The organism is Cellulophaga sp. L1A9 (assembly GCF_009797025.1).
Taxonomy (GTDB): Bacteria; Bacteroidota; Bacteroidia; order Flavobacteriales; family Flavobacteriaceae; genus Cellulophaga.
Genome location: NZ_CP047027.1, coordinates 4,371,393 through 4,388,220 on the forward strand (window position 1 = coordinate 4,371,393; position 16,828 = coordinate 4,388,220).

Annotated in this window: 17 protein-coding genes; 9 read left to right on the forward strand and 8 right to left on the reverse strand. The window is 31.3% G+C overall.

Annotated elements, in window-relative coordinates; genetic code table 11:
- Positions 1-18: 18 nt before the first annotated feature.
- Genes GQR94_RS19210 through GQR94_RS19245 form a run of 8 tightly spaced genes read right to left on the reverse strand, consistent with a single transcriptional unit; the run spans position 19 to position 8,890 of the window.
- Entirely contained in the window at positions 19-1,881 is a 1,863-nt protein-coding gene (locus GQR94_RS19210; RefSeq protein ID WP_158978298.1) for a type VI secretion system baseplate subunit TssF, read from the reverse strand.
- A 14-nt stretch (positions 1,882-1,895) separates the two neighbouring features.
- A complete protein-coding gene (locus GQR94_RS19215) occupies positions 1,896-2,327 on the reverse strand; it encodes a GPW/gp25 family protein (RefSeq protein WP_158978300.1) in 432 nt (143 codons plus the stop codon).
- 11 nt (positions 2,328-2,338) lie between these two features.
- The gene (locus GQR94_RS19220) at positions 2,339-4,801 is read right to left on the reverse strand and encodes an AAA family ATPase (RefSeq protein ID WP_158978302.1); all 2,463 of its coding nucleotides are present in this window, start codon (positions 4,799-4,801) and stop codon (positions 2,339-2,341) included.
- 2 nt (positions 4,802-4,803) lie between these two features.
- On the reverse strand, positions 4,804-5,316 hold the full coding sequence (gene tssO, locus GQR94_RS19225) for a type VI secretion system TssO (RefSeq protein ID WP_158978304.1): 513 nt from the start codon (positions 5,314-5,316) through the stop codon (positions 4,804-4,806).
- 14 nt (positions 5,317-5,330) lie between these two features.
- Positions 5,331-6,473, reverse strand: coding sequence for a hypothetical protein (locus GQR94_RS19230; RefSeq protein WP_158978306.1), 1,143 nt, complete (start codon positions 6,471-6,473; stop codon positions 5,331-5,333).
- 8 nt (positions 6,474-6,481) lie between these two features.
- Positions 6,482-7,348 carry a TssN family type VI secretion system protein gene (locus GQR94_RS19235; RefSeq protein WP_158978308.1) on the reverse strand — a complete coding sequence of 289 codons (867 nt, stop codon included), beginning with the start codon at positions 7,346-7,348 and terminating at the stop codon, positions 6,482-6,484.
- Between the two features lie 5 nt (positions 7,349-7,353).
- Entirely contained in the window at positions 7,354-8,262 is a 909-nt protein-coding gene (locus GQR94_RS19240) for a hypothetical protein (RefSeq protein ID WP_158978310.1), read from the reverse strand.
- A 4-nt stretch (positions 8,263-8,266) separates the two neighbouring features.
- Entirely contained in the window at positions 8,267-8,890 is a 624-nt protein-coding gene (locus GQR94_RS19245; RefSeq protein ID WP_158978312.1) for a C40 family peptidase, read from the reverse strand.
- 65 nt (positions 8,891-8,955) lie between these two features.
- Here GQR94_RS19245 and GQR94_RS19250 point away from each other — a divergent pair, with 65 nt between their 5' ends.
- From GQR94_RS19250 to GQR94_RS19290, 9 genes are all read left to right on the forward strand, one after another.
- Entirely contained in the window at positions 8,956-9,978 is a 1,023-nt protein-coding gene (locus GQR94_RS19250) for a PKD domain-containing protein (RefSeq protein ID WP_158978314.1), read from the forward strand.
- A 154-nt stretch (positions 9,979-10,132) separates the two neighbouring features.
- On the forward strand, positions 10,133-10,519 hold the full coding sequence (tssD, locus tag GQR94_RS19255; RefSeq protein WP_013552448.1) for a type VI secretion system tube protein TssD: 387 nt from the start codon (positions 10,133-10,135) through the stop codon (positions 10,517-10,519).
- Between the two features lie 128 nt (positions 10,520-10,647).
- Positions 10,648-11,097 (forward strand): hypothetical protein, encoded by a 450-nt coding sequence (locus tag GQR94_RS19260; protein WP_158978316.1) that lies wholly within the window; start codon positions 10,648-10,650, stop codon positions 11,095-11,097.
- Positions 11,098-11,111: 14 nt separating this feature from the next.
- Positions 11,112-12,470: a DUF5458 family protein gene (locus tag GQR94_RS19265; RefSeq protein WP_158978318.1), complete on the forward strand. Its 1,359-nt coding sequence runs from the start codon at positions 11,112-11,114 to the stop codon at positions 12,468-12,470.
- Positions 12,471-12,628: 158 nt separating this feature from the next.
- Positions 12,629-13,018, forward strand: a complete 390-nt coding sequence (gene tssD, locus GQR94_RS19270; RefSeq protein WP_158978320.1) for a type VI secretion system tube protein TssD — start codon at positions 12,629-12,631, stop codon at positions 13,016-13,018.
- A gap of 51 nt (positions 13,019-13,069) precedes the next feature.
- Entirely contained in the window at positions 13,070-13,933 is an 864-nt protein-coding gene (locus GQR94_RS19275; RefSeq protein ID WP_158978322.1) for a hypothetical protein, read from the forward strand.
- Positions 13,899-14,726, forward strand: a complete 828-nt coding sequence (locus GQR94_RS19280; protein WP_158978324.1) for a hypothetical protein — start codon at positions 13,899-13,901, stop codon at positions 14,724-14,726. The genes GQR94_RS19275 and GQR94_RS19280 overlap by 35 nt, the downstream gene beginning before the upstream one ends.
- A 551-nt stretch (positions 14,727-15,277) precedes the next feature.
- Positions 15,278-16,288 carry a DUF4138 domain-containing protein gene (locus tag GQR94_RS19285; RefSeq protein ID WP_158978326.1) on the forward strand — a complete coding sequence of 337 codons (1,011 nt, stop codon included), beginning with the start codon at positions 15,278-15,280 and terminating at the stop codon, positions 16,286-16,288.
- Entirely contained in the window at positions 16,285-16,818 is a 534-nt protein-coding gene (locus GQR94_RS19290; protein WP_158978327.1) for a conjugal transfer protein TraO, read from the forward strand. The genes GQR94_RS19285 and GQR94_RS19290 overlap by 4 nt, the downstream gene beginning before the upstream one ends.
- Positions 16,819-16,828: the final 10 nt, after the last annotated feature.

Sequence of the window (16,828 nt, forward strand, 5' to 3'; positions counted from 1 at the left end):
AGTGTTAATTATAGATTATTAGCTATAAAAAACACGAAAGGGAAGTACATTTGCCGATCTCGATTGGAGTCCGATAAGCACTTCTTTCTTCAAGTGTTCCCAGCTTTCTTCATCATATACTGCATCTTCATGTTTGGTGATATACACATCTGTAGTTGGTGTATACCCAACTCCTTCATCTAAAGCAACAACAACACCTTTTTCTATAGTTACTTTGGTAATACTATCTTTAAAAATACTGAAGCAATGTTGAATGATATCCTGTCTTGTAATAATTTTACCTTTAGAAAGAATATGTTCCCTGTAGGCATATATTTTCTCACTAGCATTTGGTTCGTCCTTACCACCAATGGAACCGGTAATAAAGGTTAACGAATTTGTTAAAAATGCAGTACCCGAATATTGAACCAATTGTACATATGGGTTTATTTTATTTGCTTTATCACCTGCTGTACTCCAATAATTAGTAAAAACAAATTGATCTTTATTTTTATTAATACTATTCTTATTGATAACTAGATACGGAATTTTATTTTTTGTAAAATCTCTTAATTCTATTTGCTGGTCAATTCTAGAAATAATCTGTTTAAGATCTTTTAAGTTAGAATTGATAAAATCATCATTCATCGCATTGAAGGCAATACTATCTTCCTTAAGTAAATCTATGGTGTAATTTAAAAGTTCGGAAGCATCACGCTCATCAAAACGAGAAACACCCCCAAAACGTAAATAAGCTTGAGTACTCGTTGATGTGTCTTCTTTCTTTCGGTCTTGAATAAAATACGTATTCCCGCTATCTCCTATAATATCTTGCACATCAAAGAAGTAATCCCCATCTACCTCTAGCGGTAAAATATTAAAATAAGGCTTTAAGCGTCTATTGGTTTCGTGTCTCTTTTTATTAAGCACAGGAAAACAATTAATATGGCAATGTAGGTTGTCTAGCATTTTACTAGAAACAATAGAAGAGAACGTAATTTTAACCCATAACAATGGCGTATTAAATTCTTTTAAATCTTTTTCGCTCAAAAAAGTTTCAAAATCTTCTGGGTAATTTTTTAAATTATTTTTTACATCAATAGTATCTGTAATGGTATAAAAATGATCTTGGTAAAACTCTTTTACATAATTTTCGTAAAACTTAATTTTACTTTGGATAGATTCATTTATGTATGTGTTTAGGTCTTGACCTGCGAATTCTAATTCGTTATACCCATTAACAACTTCCAAAGGTGTACCGTTTAAAGACCATTTAGAAAGCCCTAATTGGTGTGTCAATACATTTTTTTGAGAGAAGTTCAGTAAATCAAAATAACATAGAAGGTCTTGAATACTCGTAGTCTCTTCATCGGGTTTAATCCCTAAATAAATACTAGAACCATCTGGAGAACCTATAAAATTCTCTTTTAATATAAAAGGAATATTCCGGTGTGCTTTATGTGATGCAATTTTTTCCGGGTATGCTATATAATTTAAAGAGCAATTGCTTAATTTAAAATCTCCGGCAGGAGCGAAGAAGAAGTCTTCAAAATCGTTCTTACCATTCTCCCTAAAAATCGGCATTCTTTTACGGTGGTAAAATTCTGAACGCTCATTAATATTTAGGTTACTATCTATAGGTAAGGCATGCATTACGGCATGTGCAGGTCTTGCTGTTACCGATACTTGTGGCGTTAGCAAATCTACCAAACGCTCCGTAATTCTAGTTCTACTAGATTTTATAGTATCTGAAATACGTTCAAACTCATGTGCACAAGCATCAAAAAGAATGCTAATAATAGGGTCTAAGGAATATTCAATTTCCATTTCATCCATTCCCCAGGTATCCGCAGCCCTTCTAATTAACCGTTCTTTTATTTCTTCTTTACTTAATGATTTCATTCTGGAGTATGTGTTTACTTATAAGATAATGGCGCTAAATAATAATCACCACTAAAATAATACGGTTCGTTTGTTTTTAAAAGCGTACCTGTAATGGTAATGTTTAGGTATTTTTTCAACCTTACTTTATTCGATTTTTCAGATACACTTTCTTGCAAATTAATTGTTAGTGTGGTATTCCCTAATCGCTTCTCATAGGTTTCTATTTGATTGGTAAGCGATCTTTTAATTTGCTCTTTTAAAACATTGGCATTCACCAACAGATCAAAATCTGTTTCCCATATTTCACTACCAAAACCTTCATCAAAAACATATTCTTCAAAATAAGTAGTAATGATGATGCTTATAAATTGTGATATAGATTCTTGTAGCGATATTTTTCGAAGCTCTTTCTTCTCAAAAAAACGCTTAAAATCAAAAGGAGCTTCGTAGTACGGTTTTGCCATCTAGCCTAGTTTTAATCAGTTACCTCAAAAACAACAACAGTGTCTTTTAGTCGAATTGTTACCGTTTGCGGCGCCGTTATTTCTCCTGAAATAATCATGCGTGACAAAGGTCTTTTTAATTTATTACGGATGACCGCTTTTAAAGGTCTTACCCCATAGGTTGATGAAAAACCATCTAAAGACAAGAAGTCTTTGGTTTCTTTATCTATATCTAATGTAATTCCTAATTTGTTTGCTAAAACTAGCAGCTCTTTTTTAAGATGTAAATCGAAAATAAGGGGTGCATTTTCCTTTGAAATTGGTGCAAACGGAATAATTTCCGTGATTCTACCTAAAAATTCAGGTCTAAAATAAGGCGACATGATTTCTAGTATCTGATCAGAGGATGGTGTGGTTCCGTCAGAGATTTTCTCTGCAATAAATTCTGATCCAATATTTGAGGTGAATAAAATTACAGCATTAGAGAAATCGCCCATTTTACCCAAACGATCGCTAAGTTTACCTTCATCTAAAATTTGAAGAAAAACATCAAAAACCGACTGGTGTGCTTTTTCAATCTCATCAAAAAGTACGATAGAATAAGGTTTTTGTCTAATCTTATTTACCAACATCCCACCTTCTTCGTATCCTATGTATCCCGGAGGTGCTCCGTATAAAAGTGCAGCTGAATGTTCTTCTTTAAACTCAGACATATCAAAACGAATAATAGCACTTTCATCATTAAACAGAAATTCTGCTAATGATTTTGCTAATTCTGTTTTTCCTGTTCCTGTTGGTCCAGAGAAAAAGAAAGACCCAATAGGTTGCCCTGCTTTAGAAAGTCCAGATCTAGATTCAATAATCGCCTCCGTAATTGTTTTTACGGCATGATCTTGCCCAATAACACGTTTCTTAAGCGTAGCTTCCATCTCCATAAGACGTTCGCGCTCCTGTGTTTGTACTTTTCCAGCAGGAATACCGGTTATACTAGAAACAACCGCTGCTAAATCTTCATCAAAAATCTCCGTTAATTCTTTTGTAGAATGCGCTTCTATAGCCGTAAGAATTGCAGTTAAGTAAGCTAGTTTTTCGTTATAAGAAGGAAAAGATAACAGATCTTCTGTATCGTATTTTCCAATAACAATAGGGCCTAGTTTATTTTTTAGTTCAATGTAAATCCAATCAATTTCTTCTTTACGTTGCTCTTCTGATAAGGTAGCCGATTTTTTCTCTAAGAATGCTAATTTAGTATTCAACTCTTCTACGTCTGCCGGTAAGGATTGTTGTGATACTTTTGCAGCAGCCATTGTTCTATCGACTAAATCTAGCGCTGAATCTGGTAAATTCTTTTCTTTTAAATACCGTTTAGAAAATAAAATAGATTCTTTTAACGTATCATCAGATATTTCTAATTGGTGGTGTTCTTTAAAAGTTTCCCCTACATTTTTTAATATTCTAAAAGCGGTTTCTGTATCCGGTTCTTCTAAACTTACGGATTCAAAACGTCTATTCAAGGCATCATCCGAAGCAATATGCTTGCGGAAATGTTCCGGAGACGTTACTCCAATTAAAACAATTTCGCCTTTATTTAATTCAGATTTAATCACATTTAAAATCCCTTGACTCATTGCGCTATCTTGCAATAAGGCATGAAAATCGTCTATCACCAAAATAGGCAAAGGATATGTTTTTGCTTGTTCAAAAATCTGTTGTAATCTATCTTCTACTTCCCCTTTGTATGACGCTCCAGATAGGAGTAGGGTGGTATGTATTTCTAAAAGTGTTGCTTGTTGTAAAACATCAACAATTTTTTTCTCTGCAATAAGTACCGCTAAGTTTTTAATCAAAATAGATTTCCCAACACCAGATTCTCCTTGGATAATCACATTAGGTTTTGATTTTCTACTTAGAATTTCTGTAATACTTTTTAACTCTTTATCTCTATTGATAATATGTGCAAATTCGCCAGCACTGGCTAATTTGACAAGATCTGAAGTGTACTTAGTTAAAAGGCTAGTATCTGTTACTTCTAAAGAAGCTGCAGAACTGCTTATTTTTGGATTGACTTTCCCTTCAGAACCAGAACCTTTTTGAGTTTCTAAAAGTTGATTGTGATTTACAGGAAGCGATTTTAATTGATCAAAACTAAAACCAACACCTGGAGTAATTGCAGCGATGAATAAAACCAACAAGTCTACTTCATCTCTACCTAATTTTCCTTTGATATCTTCTGCTTCAACAAAAACTAATTGTACTCCTGAGTCTGCTTCAATTTCCGTATTTCTAGATGATCTTTTAGGAGTTTGCTCTATATTAACTTCTGCCCATTCCTCTACAAAATAGACATCTACTCCTAAATTATGTAGCTTACGTAAAAGTGATAAATCTCTATTTAATGCCGCTTTAATTAAATGAGCGGTGGTATAATTTTGATGCTGATTTTCTTCTGCAATTTGAGATGCAATATAAACAGCCTTTTCAACTTCGTTATTCATACTTATTGGTTTCTGTTTAAGCGTCTTGCTAGTTCTAATGCAGTTTCTAAATTTCGTATTTGATCTTCGTAGTCATCTAACTGCTCATCCATTTTATCAATTTCGGCTTTGGCATTAGAAACCTGTTTTAAATCTCTTTTAGCATCCAACAGTTTTTTATAGGTAAGAATTAAATTCTCGTACATATTCCTGTTCTCAAGAGAATCTTTAGGAATATGATTTTTAATTTGTACCAAGTCTGAATTTATGGACTGTTCTAAAAAGATATTTCCTTGTTGTGTTTTATCCAAAGAATCTATTAAAACATCTACCCGTTTTAATTCATTGATAAATTGCTTCTGATACATAAATTCATACTGAATTTTCTTGTTTTCAGCCCTGAGCACTTCATTCTCTTTCCAAGGCAATTTATAGCTAAAAAATACCGCTACAAAGAGCAGGATGATGGTCACTAAAAACATGAGTAAAAAGAGTAGAAAAGCAGAAATTCTTTCCTTCTTATTTAATATTTCCATAGTATATTATTTTTTTATTCCGCTAAAAATGAAGGACCTCCAGATTTTCCGAATTTATCTTCTACAATATTTTCATTAACAAATATGCCCATATCTCTACGTTTACCAATATAATCTACCTGAGTAAGGATGGTAAACAAACGTTCAATAACGTTCATAAAAGAATTTATGATGAATAAGTTTTGATTAACATCATTGTGGTTGTAATCGATATTGATAATATTGGTAAATATTTTTTCATAATCACCACCCTTTAAATCGGTCCATTCCCCAAAATAATTGAACAACTGTTCTTTATTCTCAGGGGATGATACATCTACAGAACTTTTGAAAAGTCTAGAGAAACTAACAATAATTTCAATCAGTTTTTTAGGATGCATTTCATATTCTTCCCATTTTACGTAGGTAATCTGCTGCGATAAATAGCCGTAAAGTTTATCTACTACAGTATGCATAGAATCTGCAATAGGATTATCACTCTGTTTTGTATTTATTTTCTGAACGATTAAAATAGAACTGCGCTCTGCCATCTTCAAGAAAGCTTCTGCAACATTATAAAAATCTATTAAAGCTTCACTAGTCCCTAAGGTAGTAGAAGGTGCTATGTAATCTGTGGCTGCTGCTAAGGAATTGTTTTCTCTGATAATTTTAGCAATAGGAAGTTGATTTCCTGCAAGACCTGATTTTTCTAAATCATTGGCTGTTACAAAAGTAAAAAAATACCTATTGGTAGTATAAGGATACCTTGGTGGCATCTCCTTTGGGTTTTGTTCCCCAAAAGCAACCGTATCTTCTTTATCTACATTTAGAAGAACAAAACCTTCTTCTAACTTATTATCTGCGAATTGTTCTACAACAACGTCTTCTTTAACGGCAGGCGTAAGGTTGGTAATTTCTACACGAGTACCATTAGGGGTAATTGCGCGTAATTTTTTAATTGATATTTTTAAACTTTTATGTACATCAATGGTAACCGTATATTCATTATGATCACTTAAATGTGAAGCTAATAAACCAAAGCCATCTTTTCCTACCCTAATGCTAGTAAGATCTTTTACCGTATTTTCTGCATAGTCTTGGAGGTTTTGAAAATGCTCTTTTGAGATTTTCATACCATCGATCCAATTTGTTTTAAAGTGTTTTATGTCCTCTATCATAATAAATATTATATACGTTGGCACACTACGGTGTCGCCATCATTTAGATTGTTTTGTTCTACAGTTAGTGATGAATTTATATGTTTTGATGCTCCAAACCATTTAGGTTTTGTTTGAAAATACCATCCAAATGGATCACCGGAATCTTCTAGAAGCTCAATTTTAGTGGTTGTTTTTTTACTGTTGTAATCATTAATAAAGAAGAAAAATAACCTTCCAAAATCCATGTCTTTAGGAGCTTTAGCTTTAAAACTCGTTAAGTGTGTTTCTTTGGTGTTTTTATAAAACATAAAGTTTAAAACAATCATATTGTTTAACTCATAATGTTTAGGCGATTCATACTTGTTTCCTAAAGGATAATACCATTTAGAGTATAGTTTTACAGGAACACTAATAGAGTAGTTAAACAACGAATAGAAAGCTGTTGGCACTACAAAAGTGGTGATGATTAAAAAATAATACCCTAAATACTTTAGATCCTGAAAATAAGACGCAATCATAATAATGGGCACAACCAATACCAAGCCAGTAACCACTGCAACCAGTAATTCTTTGAATTTGTTTTCAATTTCAAATTTATCGAAAAAATAGCGTACAAAATATACATGTAAGCACCCTAGAACAAAGGAGAAACTAAGCATGGAGAAAAAGCGTAATAATACGCCAGTTTGTTTCAAATTATAAATAATACAGGTGAAAATCCCCATCACCACAATGCCTGATAATAAATAGATATAAAACTTTTTACGTTGTTTTTTAAATCCAGGTGTTTTTGAAGCAAATAAGGTAAGTACAAGTACTGTGATCACCACAATAATCATAAAAGGCATCAATGCCTCAAAGCTTATTAAAGTTTTTAAGTAACGTTTTATCATGAAAATTATATTGTAGAAGATATTCCGAGACGTCCAGCAAAGATGGCATCACTCAGTGTAAAGTTTTGTTTTTTCTGAGGTAAAGTAAAATCAATTTCAAAATCACTCTCAAAAGGCATCGTATGATCTAAAAAATAATGCATTACTAGAATAATTTTTCCTTGTGGTAAATAGTCATGTATGTTTTCAGGTTTTTTAATATTATTAATTGTAAAAGTATATTTAGGCAAATAAGATGCACCCGTGGTTGCCGTAGCAAGGTTTACACCTAATTGTAAGGTATCGTTATGTTCATGTGTGTTCGGGATGGTGGTGTATGTTTTGGTTATGGTTAAATTCTCTTGCGTTATTGTTTCTAATACTTGCTGTATTAACGTTAAATTTCCAGCAATCTTATGCATGAAAGGAATTGATTTTAAAATTTTCCCTGCCATCTCATGTGGAATATTAGCATTTATATCCCATAGGTCTGACAAGAAATAAACTAATTCAGAATTTCCTAACGATTCAAAAATACGATCTTCTTCTCGTTCTACTTCTACTCTGTGTAGAAAAAATTCTTCTTCAAGGGGACTAAAAAAAGATTGTGCCTTTTCTTGTTCCACTTTTCTGTTTTTGTAGGCATTCACCATTTCGTTTACAAACCCAGTACTACCAACAGTTTTATGAAAAAATCGCTCCGGAAAGATATTATAAAAACCACGACGGCTAAGATGAACAACTATATTCTCCTTGTAAACGTCATCTTCTCTAATACCCGAAACATCCGGACTATATCTTCTCTCAAAATAATCAGAATAACGATAAGTAACGTCTGAAAATTTTTTTATACCTGCAGCAAAAGTCTCCGCTTTTATATCAAAATCTAAACCATTTAAATGGTCTTGAACTTCCTTTAGTGTATTTTTTTCCATCAAATTATTTTAACAAAGCTCTAGCCGAAGAAACATATTTATCTTGCCAATACGCGTCTTTTAAATTTGCAATTTCTACTCCACGTGGCGAGTTAGAACCTAAAAACATTCCATTTTGCAAATAAATACCTACATGAGATATTACGCGCTCTTTATGACGAAGTCTAAAAAAAATAAGATCTCCATTTTTTAAATTTTTCTGACTTCTAAAAGCAACGTCTAAATTAGCGTCAAATTGCTGCTGAGAAGTTCTAGGCAATTCTTTTTCATAAACGACATCATATACATGCTGTACAAAAGCAGAACAGTCTACACCTCTTTTTGTAGTACCTCCCCATAAATAAGGAACTCCAAACCAATCTTTTATTTTTCCGTATAACTTTTCATTTTCAAGTTCTTCTACAGAAATATTTAATGCTTTCGCAAATTCTTCTTTCTCTTCATAAGTAAGGTAAGAAGTTGTTGCTATTTTTTCAGGGGTTTTTACTACAAGTGCTTCTTTTTCTTTTAACCTTTGTGCCTCATCTATTCGATTTTTATAGTACTTTTGATCAACACCTTTATAAGCACTTTCGCCACAACTTATAAATTGCACAATAAGAATTAAAAACATCAGTTTTAGTTTCATAGTAAAGATTTGTTTTTTTTAAAGGATAAATATAAGCGTTTAATAATTTCTATACCCTATTTCAAATGAAAAGTAAAAATATAAAAACCCACTTTGACCGAAACGTATTTCTAACTTTTTTAGTATTATTTTTTGTAGGTTTAATCCTAATATCATTCAAAATTAACAGTAAAGTAGACTGTGGGAATCCAGATTTTGAGATTATATCGAACTCATTTACTACAGAAGATTTAATTGAATTTAATAGTATTGACGGTTCTGGTGTGGAATGGGAGTGGGATTTTGGAGACAAAACTAGTGCTAAATATCAATCTAATGTTGCACACCAATTTAAAATTCCAGGAACGTATAAGATTGCACTTAAAGTAAATGGTCAATGTGATGTGATTAAGGAAGTTACTATTAGCGAGAAAAAAGAATTAATTTCTCCTGAACTAATTCCGAATATCATTTTACCTACAAATGTCAAAGTGGGTGAGGAAGTTGTTTTTTCAAGTGATGCCTCATTTGCGGAATCATGGCAATGGAGTTTTGGAGAATCGCTGCATATTGACGGAACAAATAAACAAGAAAAGTATACTTTTAAATCTCCGGGAGAAAAAACAATATTATTAGTTGTAAACGGGGATCGAAGACATGGATCTAGAAGAAAAATAACGGTCTTAGATAAAAGAGGACAGCGTACCGCCATACAGTCGCATACAAGGGTAGATCCTATAGAAATTGTTTTAGGAGATATTGAAGATGATTTACCTGAAGAAGCACTCCCACCTGAACTTGTTGTAGAAGCTCCTCCTGCAGTTGAAAAAATAAATGTTTCTTCGGATGAAATTAAGCAGATGTTAGTGGGATATTCAGAAAGAAGGATTGATGATAGAGCTATCCGTAAATATTTTACGTACAACAGTATTCCTGTTTTTAATGAAAATGGAAAAAGACATGAGGTAAGCGACCTGTTTAAGCAAATTAGAGATCAAAAAATTGAAATCAAGTCTCTAAAATTGAAAAAGGATAATGAATCAGGTAAAATTAACAGCATTACGATTCAAATGAAAATTAAAAAGGGAATCTTTTCAAAGAATTTTTAAGGTTTATATATAATAAGGTAAGAGTTTTTTCTCTAAGCATTTATACTGCAGTTCATCGAGTTTATTTTCTACTCTGAGAAATAGTTTTTATATTTACGATGTCCTTATGTGACGTTATATAAACTAGGCAGTATTTGCCACAAAACACATTATTATGGCTTTCAAAGCAAGATTAAAAGTAGCAGGAAAAGAGTTCAACATTTTACATTGTTCTTACGATTTAAATCAAGAAGTTGATCCTACGGGAAGACCTTCTTCTGTAACAAGAGGTGGTCGTATTAACTTAACAGTTGAGTCTAACGGAGAAACTGGTTTTTTCGAATGGATGACAAATAACTTCGAAAGAAAAGATGGAACTATTGTTTTTGTAAAAAGAGACAACGATGCTACATTAAAAGAAGTAAACTTCAAGGAAGGTTACTTAATCAAGTACAGAGAGAACTTCGAGTCTTCTGGTCAGAATCCTTTAACAGAAACATTTACTATTTCTGCAAAAGAATTATCAGCTGGTGGCGGTGAGCACATCAACGAATGGGTGTAAACTCATAAAAATTACATATTTTCTAAAAGGAGGCATACTTAAATGCCTCCTTTTTACGTTTATCTTCTATATAACTATTGTAAATAACTTTTTTTGATTAAATTTAACCAACTTAAAAAATATAAAATATGGCTAGTAATTTTGGAATAGGTGCTAATGATGTTAAAGGCGATGCAAGTGAAGCTCTAAATGAAATTCCACAAAACAGAACTTTAATTGCAGGTAAATTAACTCCGAACACACCAATTAAGCCAGAAGTAATAGAAGGTTTAAGAACTGTAGAAGATATTTTTGAACATTTTAGACCAGAATTAAAAGTTCCTTTTGAAGATAAAAATGGTGGAACCATAAATGAAACTATAAAATTCAACAATTTAGGAGATTTCGGTAAAAAAGGAATTACCAATAATAGTGTTTTCTTAAAAGAATTAGAGATTGAAAGTGATCAATATAAAAAGATTATTAAGCAATTAAAAACCAATAAAATTTTAAAATCTGCATTACAAGATCCTGAAGCTAAAGGAGCTTTAATAGATACTATTGAAGCATTGATTAATGAAATAAAAAACACTAAATAATTACGAAATCAATTATGGCGAATACTTCACAAAACAACCAAGAGTCACATTTAAGTGATAAACCTTTTATAGATCAAATTAAAGAAAAAGCAGACGGGTTAGCCAAGTTTGGTGGATTTGATTTATTAGAATCAGCAATTGATGACGTACAGAATTTAAATCCTGATCGTAAGGCTAGAAGAAAAATGTTCCTAACAGAAAATGCAAAAAAAGGGGAGCGACAAGCATTACAAAAAATTCTTGAACTTTGGTCTGAAACCCTAAGATCTGGTGATGATATTTTAGATCAAGTACAATCTGCAGATGATAAATCTAAACAATCTTTAGAGTTATTAAATAAAAATATTAAGCAAGCACTTCATGAGTCTGAAGAATTAGAGTCTTCATACCGTTCCGTAGCGCTTTTCTATAAAAATACCGACCTACCTTCATTAAAGAATGTTTCTATTGTTAATGCAGAGTTAGATCAATTAACAGATTTAGACAACACCCGTTTCTTTGATCACATTAGAGAAGAATTGGTTTCTAAATACGACCGATTAGATTTAAGAGAAAATTACTCTTTAATGGTATTGCCAGGTTATTTAGGATCAAAATCTGTTGTAGATAAATGGGCCAAATTAGCTCATGATAATAAAGTTACTTTAGTAACAGATTTTGCACATTTAGATGAGCCGGATGATGTTATGGAAATGTTTGAAAGTGCAAATCTTGCAAGCGGTGATATGTACCTATCTAATACAATTATGACCTGTAACTGGTTAGTGGGTAGAGGTAAGCATGCAGAAGTAGGTGAGGAAGAAGATCTTCACGTAGCCCCTTCAGGAGCATTAGCAGGTAAAATATACAGAACCTTAATGTCTCAAGTAACCGCTGGTAAAAAGCACGGTGGATTGAGCGAAGTAGATGGTGTAGCTTTTGACCTTAGAAAAGGTGAAATTGCAAATCTAGAAAACCTTGGACTTGTTCCTATGGTGAATGAATACGGTAAAGTAATGGCATTTTCTGCTAAGACTTTATTTAACGGAGATAACTTAGGCCTGCAAACCTATTCTGTCGTACGTGTATTTGATTATGTTACCAAAGTATTGATGGATTTTCTTAACCGTAGGGCTTTTGAAAATTTCAATGCTAAAACTAGAAATGAAATACACAAACAAATTGTACAATTTTTAGATGGTATTACAGGTCCTGATAAATTGATTGAAAATTTTGAAATCAAAAAATTTGAACAAGATCCGAATCAATTAGACCGTATTTTACTAGATGTACGTCTTAAGCCTTATTTTCCTGCAAAAAACTTTTTGATAAAAATGGATGGTCAAAAAGGAGATGAAGGATCTGAATGGGATACAGATTACGAACAACAATAAAATACAATTTATAGTACGTATACTAACACCTCTAAAGCATTTTGTTTTAGAGGTGTTATCTTTTGAGAAATAAATCGATGTAATTTATCGACTTTTTTTTGATTCTAATATATTAGAACGTACATTAACCTTTGATAATTATACTAATAACATAACCTATGTCTTTTTTAGCAAAATTAATTGTAGATGGCCAAGAATATAATGTTTTACATTGTAACTATAATTTTGAACAACCCATGGATCACACCGGTAAACCTTCAGGAAAACCAAGAGGTGGTCAAATAATGATTACTATAGAATCTCAGGGAAAATCTGATTTATTCCATTGGATGATGGAACCAGAACAAACCAAAGACGGTGCTATCATATTTTATAAGCGTGATGCATTATCTCGTTTGCAGGAAGTAACCTTTACTAGAGCTTTTTGTGTAAGTTTAGAAGAAGAGTTTGATGCTATAGATGATGTTCCTATGCAAAAAACGATTGTGATATCTGCTACTACCATCACTATTGGTGATATGGTTTTTGAAAATAGCTGGGGGGAGTAAATAAATTACATCTTTTTTTATTTAATTTAATCGTAATTTAATATTTTTTATATGTCAAATTTGGAACAAGCAAAAAGACGTCTGAAGTTAAAAAGAATCTTGAGAAAGGATAATACAACTGCGACTTCTATTGATAATGACGAAGCCAAAGCGCTGAGAAATAAGGTTGCAAATAGATTGAAGAAAAGTTTAAAAAAGCAGGAATTTAAATTAAAACAACCAAATGATTGGGTTCTTGGCAAAGATGGCAAATATTTTTGGGATGAGAATGTAACTTCTGCTACCGACCCAGATCTAAAAGGAAGAAAGTATGTTGGAATTAATTTTTCAAATGTTAAAAATCATTTCATAAATGATAATAGTTGGCTCAGTAGAAAATTTGGGAGTAAAAGGGATGGATTAAGAAAATTTGTTGATGTCGATAGTTATTATAATGCAAAAGTACCTTTGATTATTGAAGATGTTTTTAGTAGATATTTATGGAAATATAATCTTAAGCGTAAAGGAAGTAATAGATTAGCTAATGGACATTTTGATGAAAACAATGTTAATAATGATCTGCATATTTTATTTCCAAATGAGAATGTAAAGGTATTAGGATCAATTTCATTAGATGGTCAAGACTTTAATTACAATGCAACTTTAAATACATCTGCTATAAATACAGCTGGTTTAAAACTTATAGATTATTTTGATGAACACGAAAAAGCTAATTCTACATTAGCAAGAGTACATTCTGGAAAAATTAAAGGACAATATTTTGCCATTACAAATAATCAAGTTTTTACAGATATCCCTGTAATATCTGTAAATTTTGAAAACATTGTAGAATATAAACGTGTAAAGAAATGGTTTTTAAGTCATGGTGAAAAAATAAAAAATGAAATTGAAGAAAAACCTTGGAAAAATAAATAAGAGTAAATTGTTTGTATTCTTATTTATTTTAGGAATTAGTGTTTACTTACTTATTATTTTTATTGGTTACAATAGATTTAATAAAAATGAAGATGATTTGAATCAATTATCTGAAAGTATGTCTGGTTATGTTCAAACCTATATTAATCAATTTGGTGAAGAAGATTTGAGAGATCCTGAAAACTTGAAAAAAATGAACACTTGGCTATCAAAAACTTTTATAGTATCTGAAAAGCAAAAAAAAATATTAAATTATGGGTTTGGAGTCAAGTATTATGAAAAACAAAACCTTTATTTATTTTGTCTCTATGGAGCTGATAAAAAAGAGAGTTTTAAAAATGTCGTTACTAATAATAATATAAAGAAAAGCAAGGAACTAATAGTTAGTACACCTTCTTTTCTAAAGTATTGTTCTAATTTTTCCGATTATGACTACATCTTATTTGCGTATTATAAAAATGGAAATTGTTCTAATAGAAAAATTTTATATCGTTTTTATCAAGATTTTTTGGCACTAAATGACTCTGAATTAAATTTGATTACAGATTATGTTCAAAAATTTAAAGTCAAAAACGAAAACATAAACATAGAGAAAAGGAGTTACACTGTAAAAAACGTTTTTTTTAAGTATGATGATAAAAAGATCTCATTACTATGCGAAAAAGATTCTAATAACATTGAACTGATGAAGATACGGGATGATCTTCAAAATTATTTTAATGCTTTAAAATTGAGGAATTTTGACTATGGTGTTTTTCCTGTTCAAGTAAAAGTTTATGAAACTAAACTTTAAAAATAATAGAGTTTTTTTTATATCTTAACCGTAAGACTAAACCTATAGATCCAAACTATACATTTTTCCATCAAAATAATAAATCAATTAAGATAAGACTGAAAACGGGAGCAAGTTACATTATGGAAATAGTTTGGTATGGCTAGTCTTAATGCTTTCATTTTCAATAATTCATTCATTAATTTTAATTTGTTATTACTTTCAAAAATTTAAAAATAAGAGAGCAGAATATTAAACATTCTCTATCTTGATATAAATGCACTATTTGCAGAAAATACCTACTAAAATTAATAAGTTATTTTATATTCATTGAGAACAATTCTTCATAAAAGTATAACCATCTCAATCAGAAAAGTTAATACAAGATTTTTTTTAAGATATTAGTTGTATTTGGACTAATATATTTCGGCTATTATTTTCATTTATTTATCTTTAGCTTTTTCATTTCTGAGAAAATAGCCAATATTTTTAATCAAAATTGTACTTTTGCATATTAAATCTCGTAATAAGCCGTTAGTTAAAAGCAGTTGTTGTTTTACGAAAAACCTCTTATGAAGAAAAATTATTTTTTTTTAATAGTGTATTTAGTTCTTTTGGGCAGTGTTACTGCTCAGGATAATGCTAAGCCATTAACTGTAGAGGCAAATGAATTTACTACAGTGACACTTTTCTTTCCATCTGCCATAGACCAAATTACATCGCCTGCAAGCAATTATAAATTTGAGTTCGACCAAGGAAATACACTAGGCACATTACAAGCAAGAAAAGGACCCGCAAGTAACATGACTGTTATCACGACTGATGGTAAAATATTTTCAATAGTCCTAAATTATTCTAAAAAAATAGAGAAATATACACATATCATCAACGCTAATCAAGCTGTTGGTGCTATGAATTCTGGGGATACTACAGTTCCTCCAAAACCCGAAGAGCCAGTTATTGCACAAGCAGATCCTGCTGAAAAGGAACCCTTAGAAACAGTTACGCCTACGTTAACTAATCCTAATCTTCAAGAATCTATTAATGTACCACCAAAAGGAATGGATATTGACCCTGATATTTCTGAAGGATTTTCAAATCAACCGGCTGATAGCCCTGAACTATATTCTGATTCCGAAAGCGATTTATATAATTCAGACCGGGAAGAGTATTATCGCATTTTCTGTGAAAACAACTATCTGCAAAAAAGCATCTTAAAACGAAGCTTTCGTCAAAATAAAAAAATTATTGTTCGTTTGAATAATATTTTGGTAGATCGTGATGAAATATATTTTATGATTTCTTTAGAGAATACCTCTAAAAAGGATTACAATGTTAACGATCTTAGTTTTTTCATAAAAGAAAGTCAGAGGGACAATAATCCTTCAATATTAGAACCTGTACATAAATTTAATTTACAAAAAGTTATTGATCGAGAAAGTGACAATGAAATTGTATACGTTTTCAAAAAATTCTCTTTGCAAACAAATCAAATTTTAGAAATTGTTCTGGATGAAGTCGATAGTTCTAGATTCGTACTTCTTCCCTTGGATTATAAATATTTAAACTTATTATCTAAATGAAATATTTTTTATTGTTAGTTGTATTATTACTATCAAATTTTATTCATGCCCAAGCTTTTTCCAGTTCCGTTATGGGAGCCGTTGGAAAGTTTGGAGATGGCTATGGGGGTGAAATGACCTATAATTCTAACTTAGATGAATACTCCTTTACACAGATAGCATTAGATGTTTCACTATCAAACTATACTTCAGGAGAGGTAACCATTCCGTATTCTAGCTATACGGTATCTTATTCTTATTTCACAACATTATATGCTACAGCAAGAAGGTATAAAGTTTTAAGTATTGGTGCTGGTTTATTAGCTGGTTACGAATTAGTTAATGGGGGAGATGAAGCATTTTCTAATATTGTTTTTTTAGACGGTCAAAGTAAATTAATTTATGGAGGAACCGTAGGAGCAGAAATAGACATTATTATTAGTAATCATATGTCAATTGTTGCCAAAACATCTCAATTCTATCATATGAATAGTGATTTTGGTGAGTTTACAAATTTTTCTGGTATTGGGCTTCGCTACTACTTTTTTTAGGTAATTTTTA

Excerpts from the sequence above, each read along its gene's own strand:
- GQR94_RS19230 (WP_158978306.1), bottom strand. The coding sequence starts at position 6,473 with ATGATAGAGGACATAAAACACTTTAAAACAAATTGGATCGATGGTATG.
- GQR94_RS19245 (WP_158978312.1), bottom strand. The coding sequence starts at position 8,890 with ATGAAACTAAAACTGATGTTTTTAATTCTTATTGTGCAATTTATAAGT.
- GQR94_RS19290 (WP_158978327.1), top strand. The coding sequence starts at position 16,285 with ATGAAATATTTTTTATTGTTAGTTGTATTATTACTATCAAATTTTATT.
- GQR94_RS19250 (WP_158978314.1), top strand. The coding sequence starts at position 8,956 with ATGAAAAGTAAAAATATAAAAACCCACTTTGACCGAAACGTATTTCTA.
- GQR94_RS19260 (WP_158978316.1), top strand. The coding sequence starts at position 10,648 with ATGGCTAGTAATTTTGGAATAGGTGCTAATGATGTTAAAGGCGATGCA.
- GQR94_RS19265 (WP_158978318.1), top strand. The coding sequence starts at position 11,112 with ATGGCGAATACTTCACAAAACAACCAAGAGTCACATTTAAGTGATAAA.
- tssD (WP_158978320.1), top strand. The coding sequence starts at position 12,629 with ATGTCTTTTTTAGCAAAATTAATTGTAGATGGCCAAGAATATAATGTT.
- GQR94_RS19240 (WP_158978310.1), bottom strand. The coding sequence starts at position 8,262 with ATGGAAAAAAATACACTAAAGGAAGTTCAAGACCATTTAAATGGTTTA.
- GQR94_RS19285 (WP_158978326.1), top strand. The coding sequence starts at position 15,278 with ATGAAGAAAAATTATTTTTTTTTAATAGTGTATTTAGTTCTTTTGGGC.
- GQR94_RS19275 (WP_158978322.1), top strand. The coding sequence starts at position 13,070 with ATGTCAAATTTGGAACAAGCAAAAAGACGTCTGAAGTTAAAAAGAATC.
- GQR94_RS19235 (WP_158978308.1), bottom strand. The coding sequence starts at position 7,348 with ATGATAAAACGTTACTTAAAAACTTTAATAAGCTTTGAGGCATTGATG.
- GQR94_RS19210 (WP_158978298.1), bottom strand. The coding sequence starts at position 1,881 with ATGAAATCATTAAGTAAAGAAGAAATAAAAGAACGGTTAATTAGAAGG.
- tssO (WP_158978304.1), bottom strand. The coding sequence starts at position 5,316 with ATGGAAATATTAAATAAGAAGGAAAGAATTTCTGCTTTTCTACTCTTT.
- tssD (WP_013552448.1), top strand. The coding sequence starts at position 10,133 with ATGGCTTTCAAAGCAAGATTAAAAGTAGCAGGAAAAGAGTTCAACATT.
- GQR94_RS19220 (WP_158978302.1), bottom strand. The coding sequence starts at position 4,801 with ATGAATAACGAAGTTGAAAAGGCTGTTTATATTGCATCTCAAATTGCA.
- GQR94_RS19280 (WP_158978324.1), top strand. The coding sequence starts at position 13,899 with ATGAAATTGAAGAAAAACCTTGGAAAAATAAATAAGAGTAAATTGTTT.
- GQR94_RS19215 (WP_158978300.1), bottom strand. The coding sequence starts at position 2,327 with ATGGCAAAACCGTACTACGAAGCTCCTTTTGATTTTAAGCGTTTTTTT.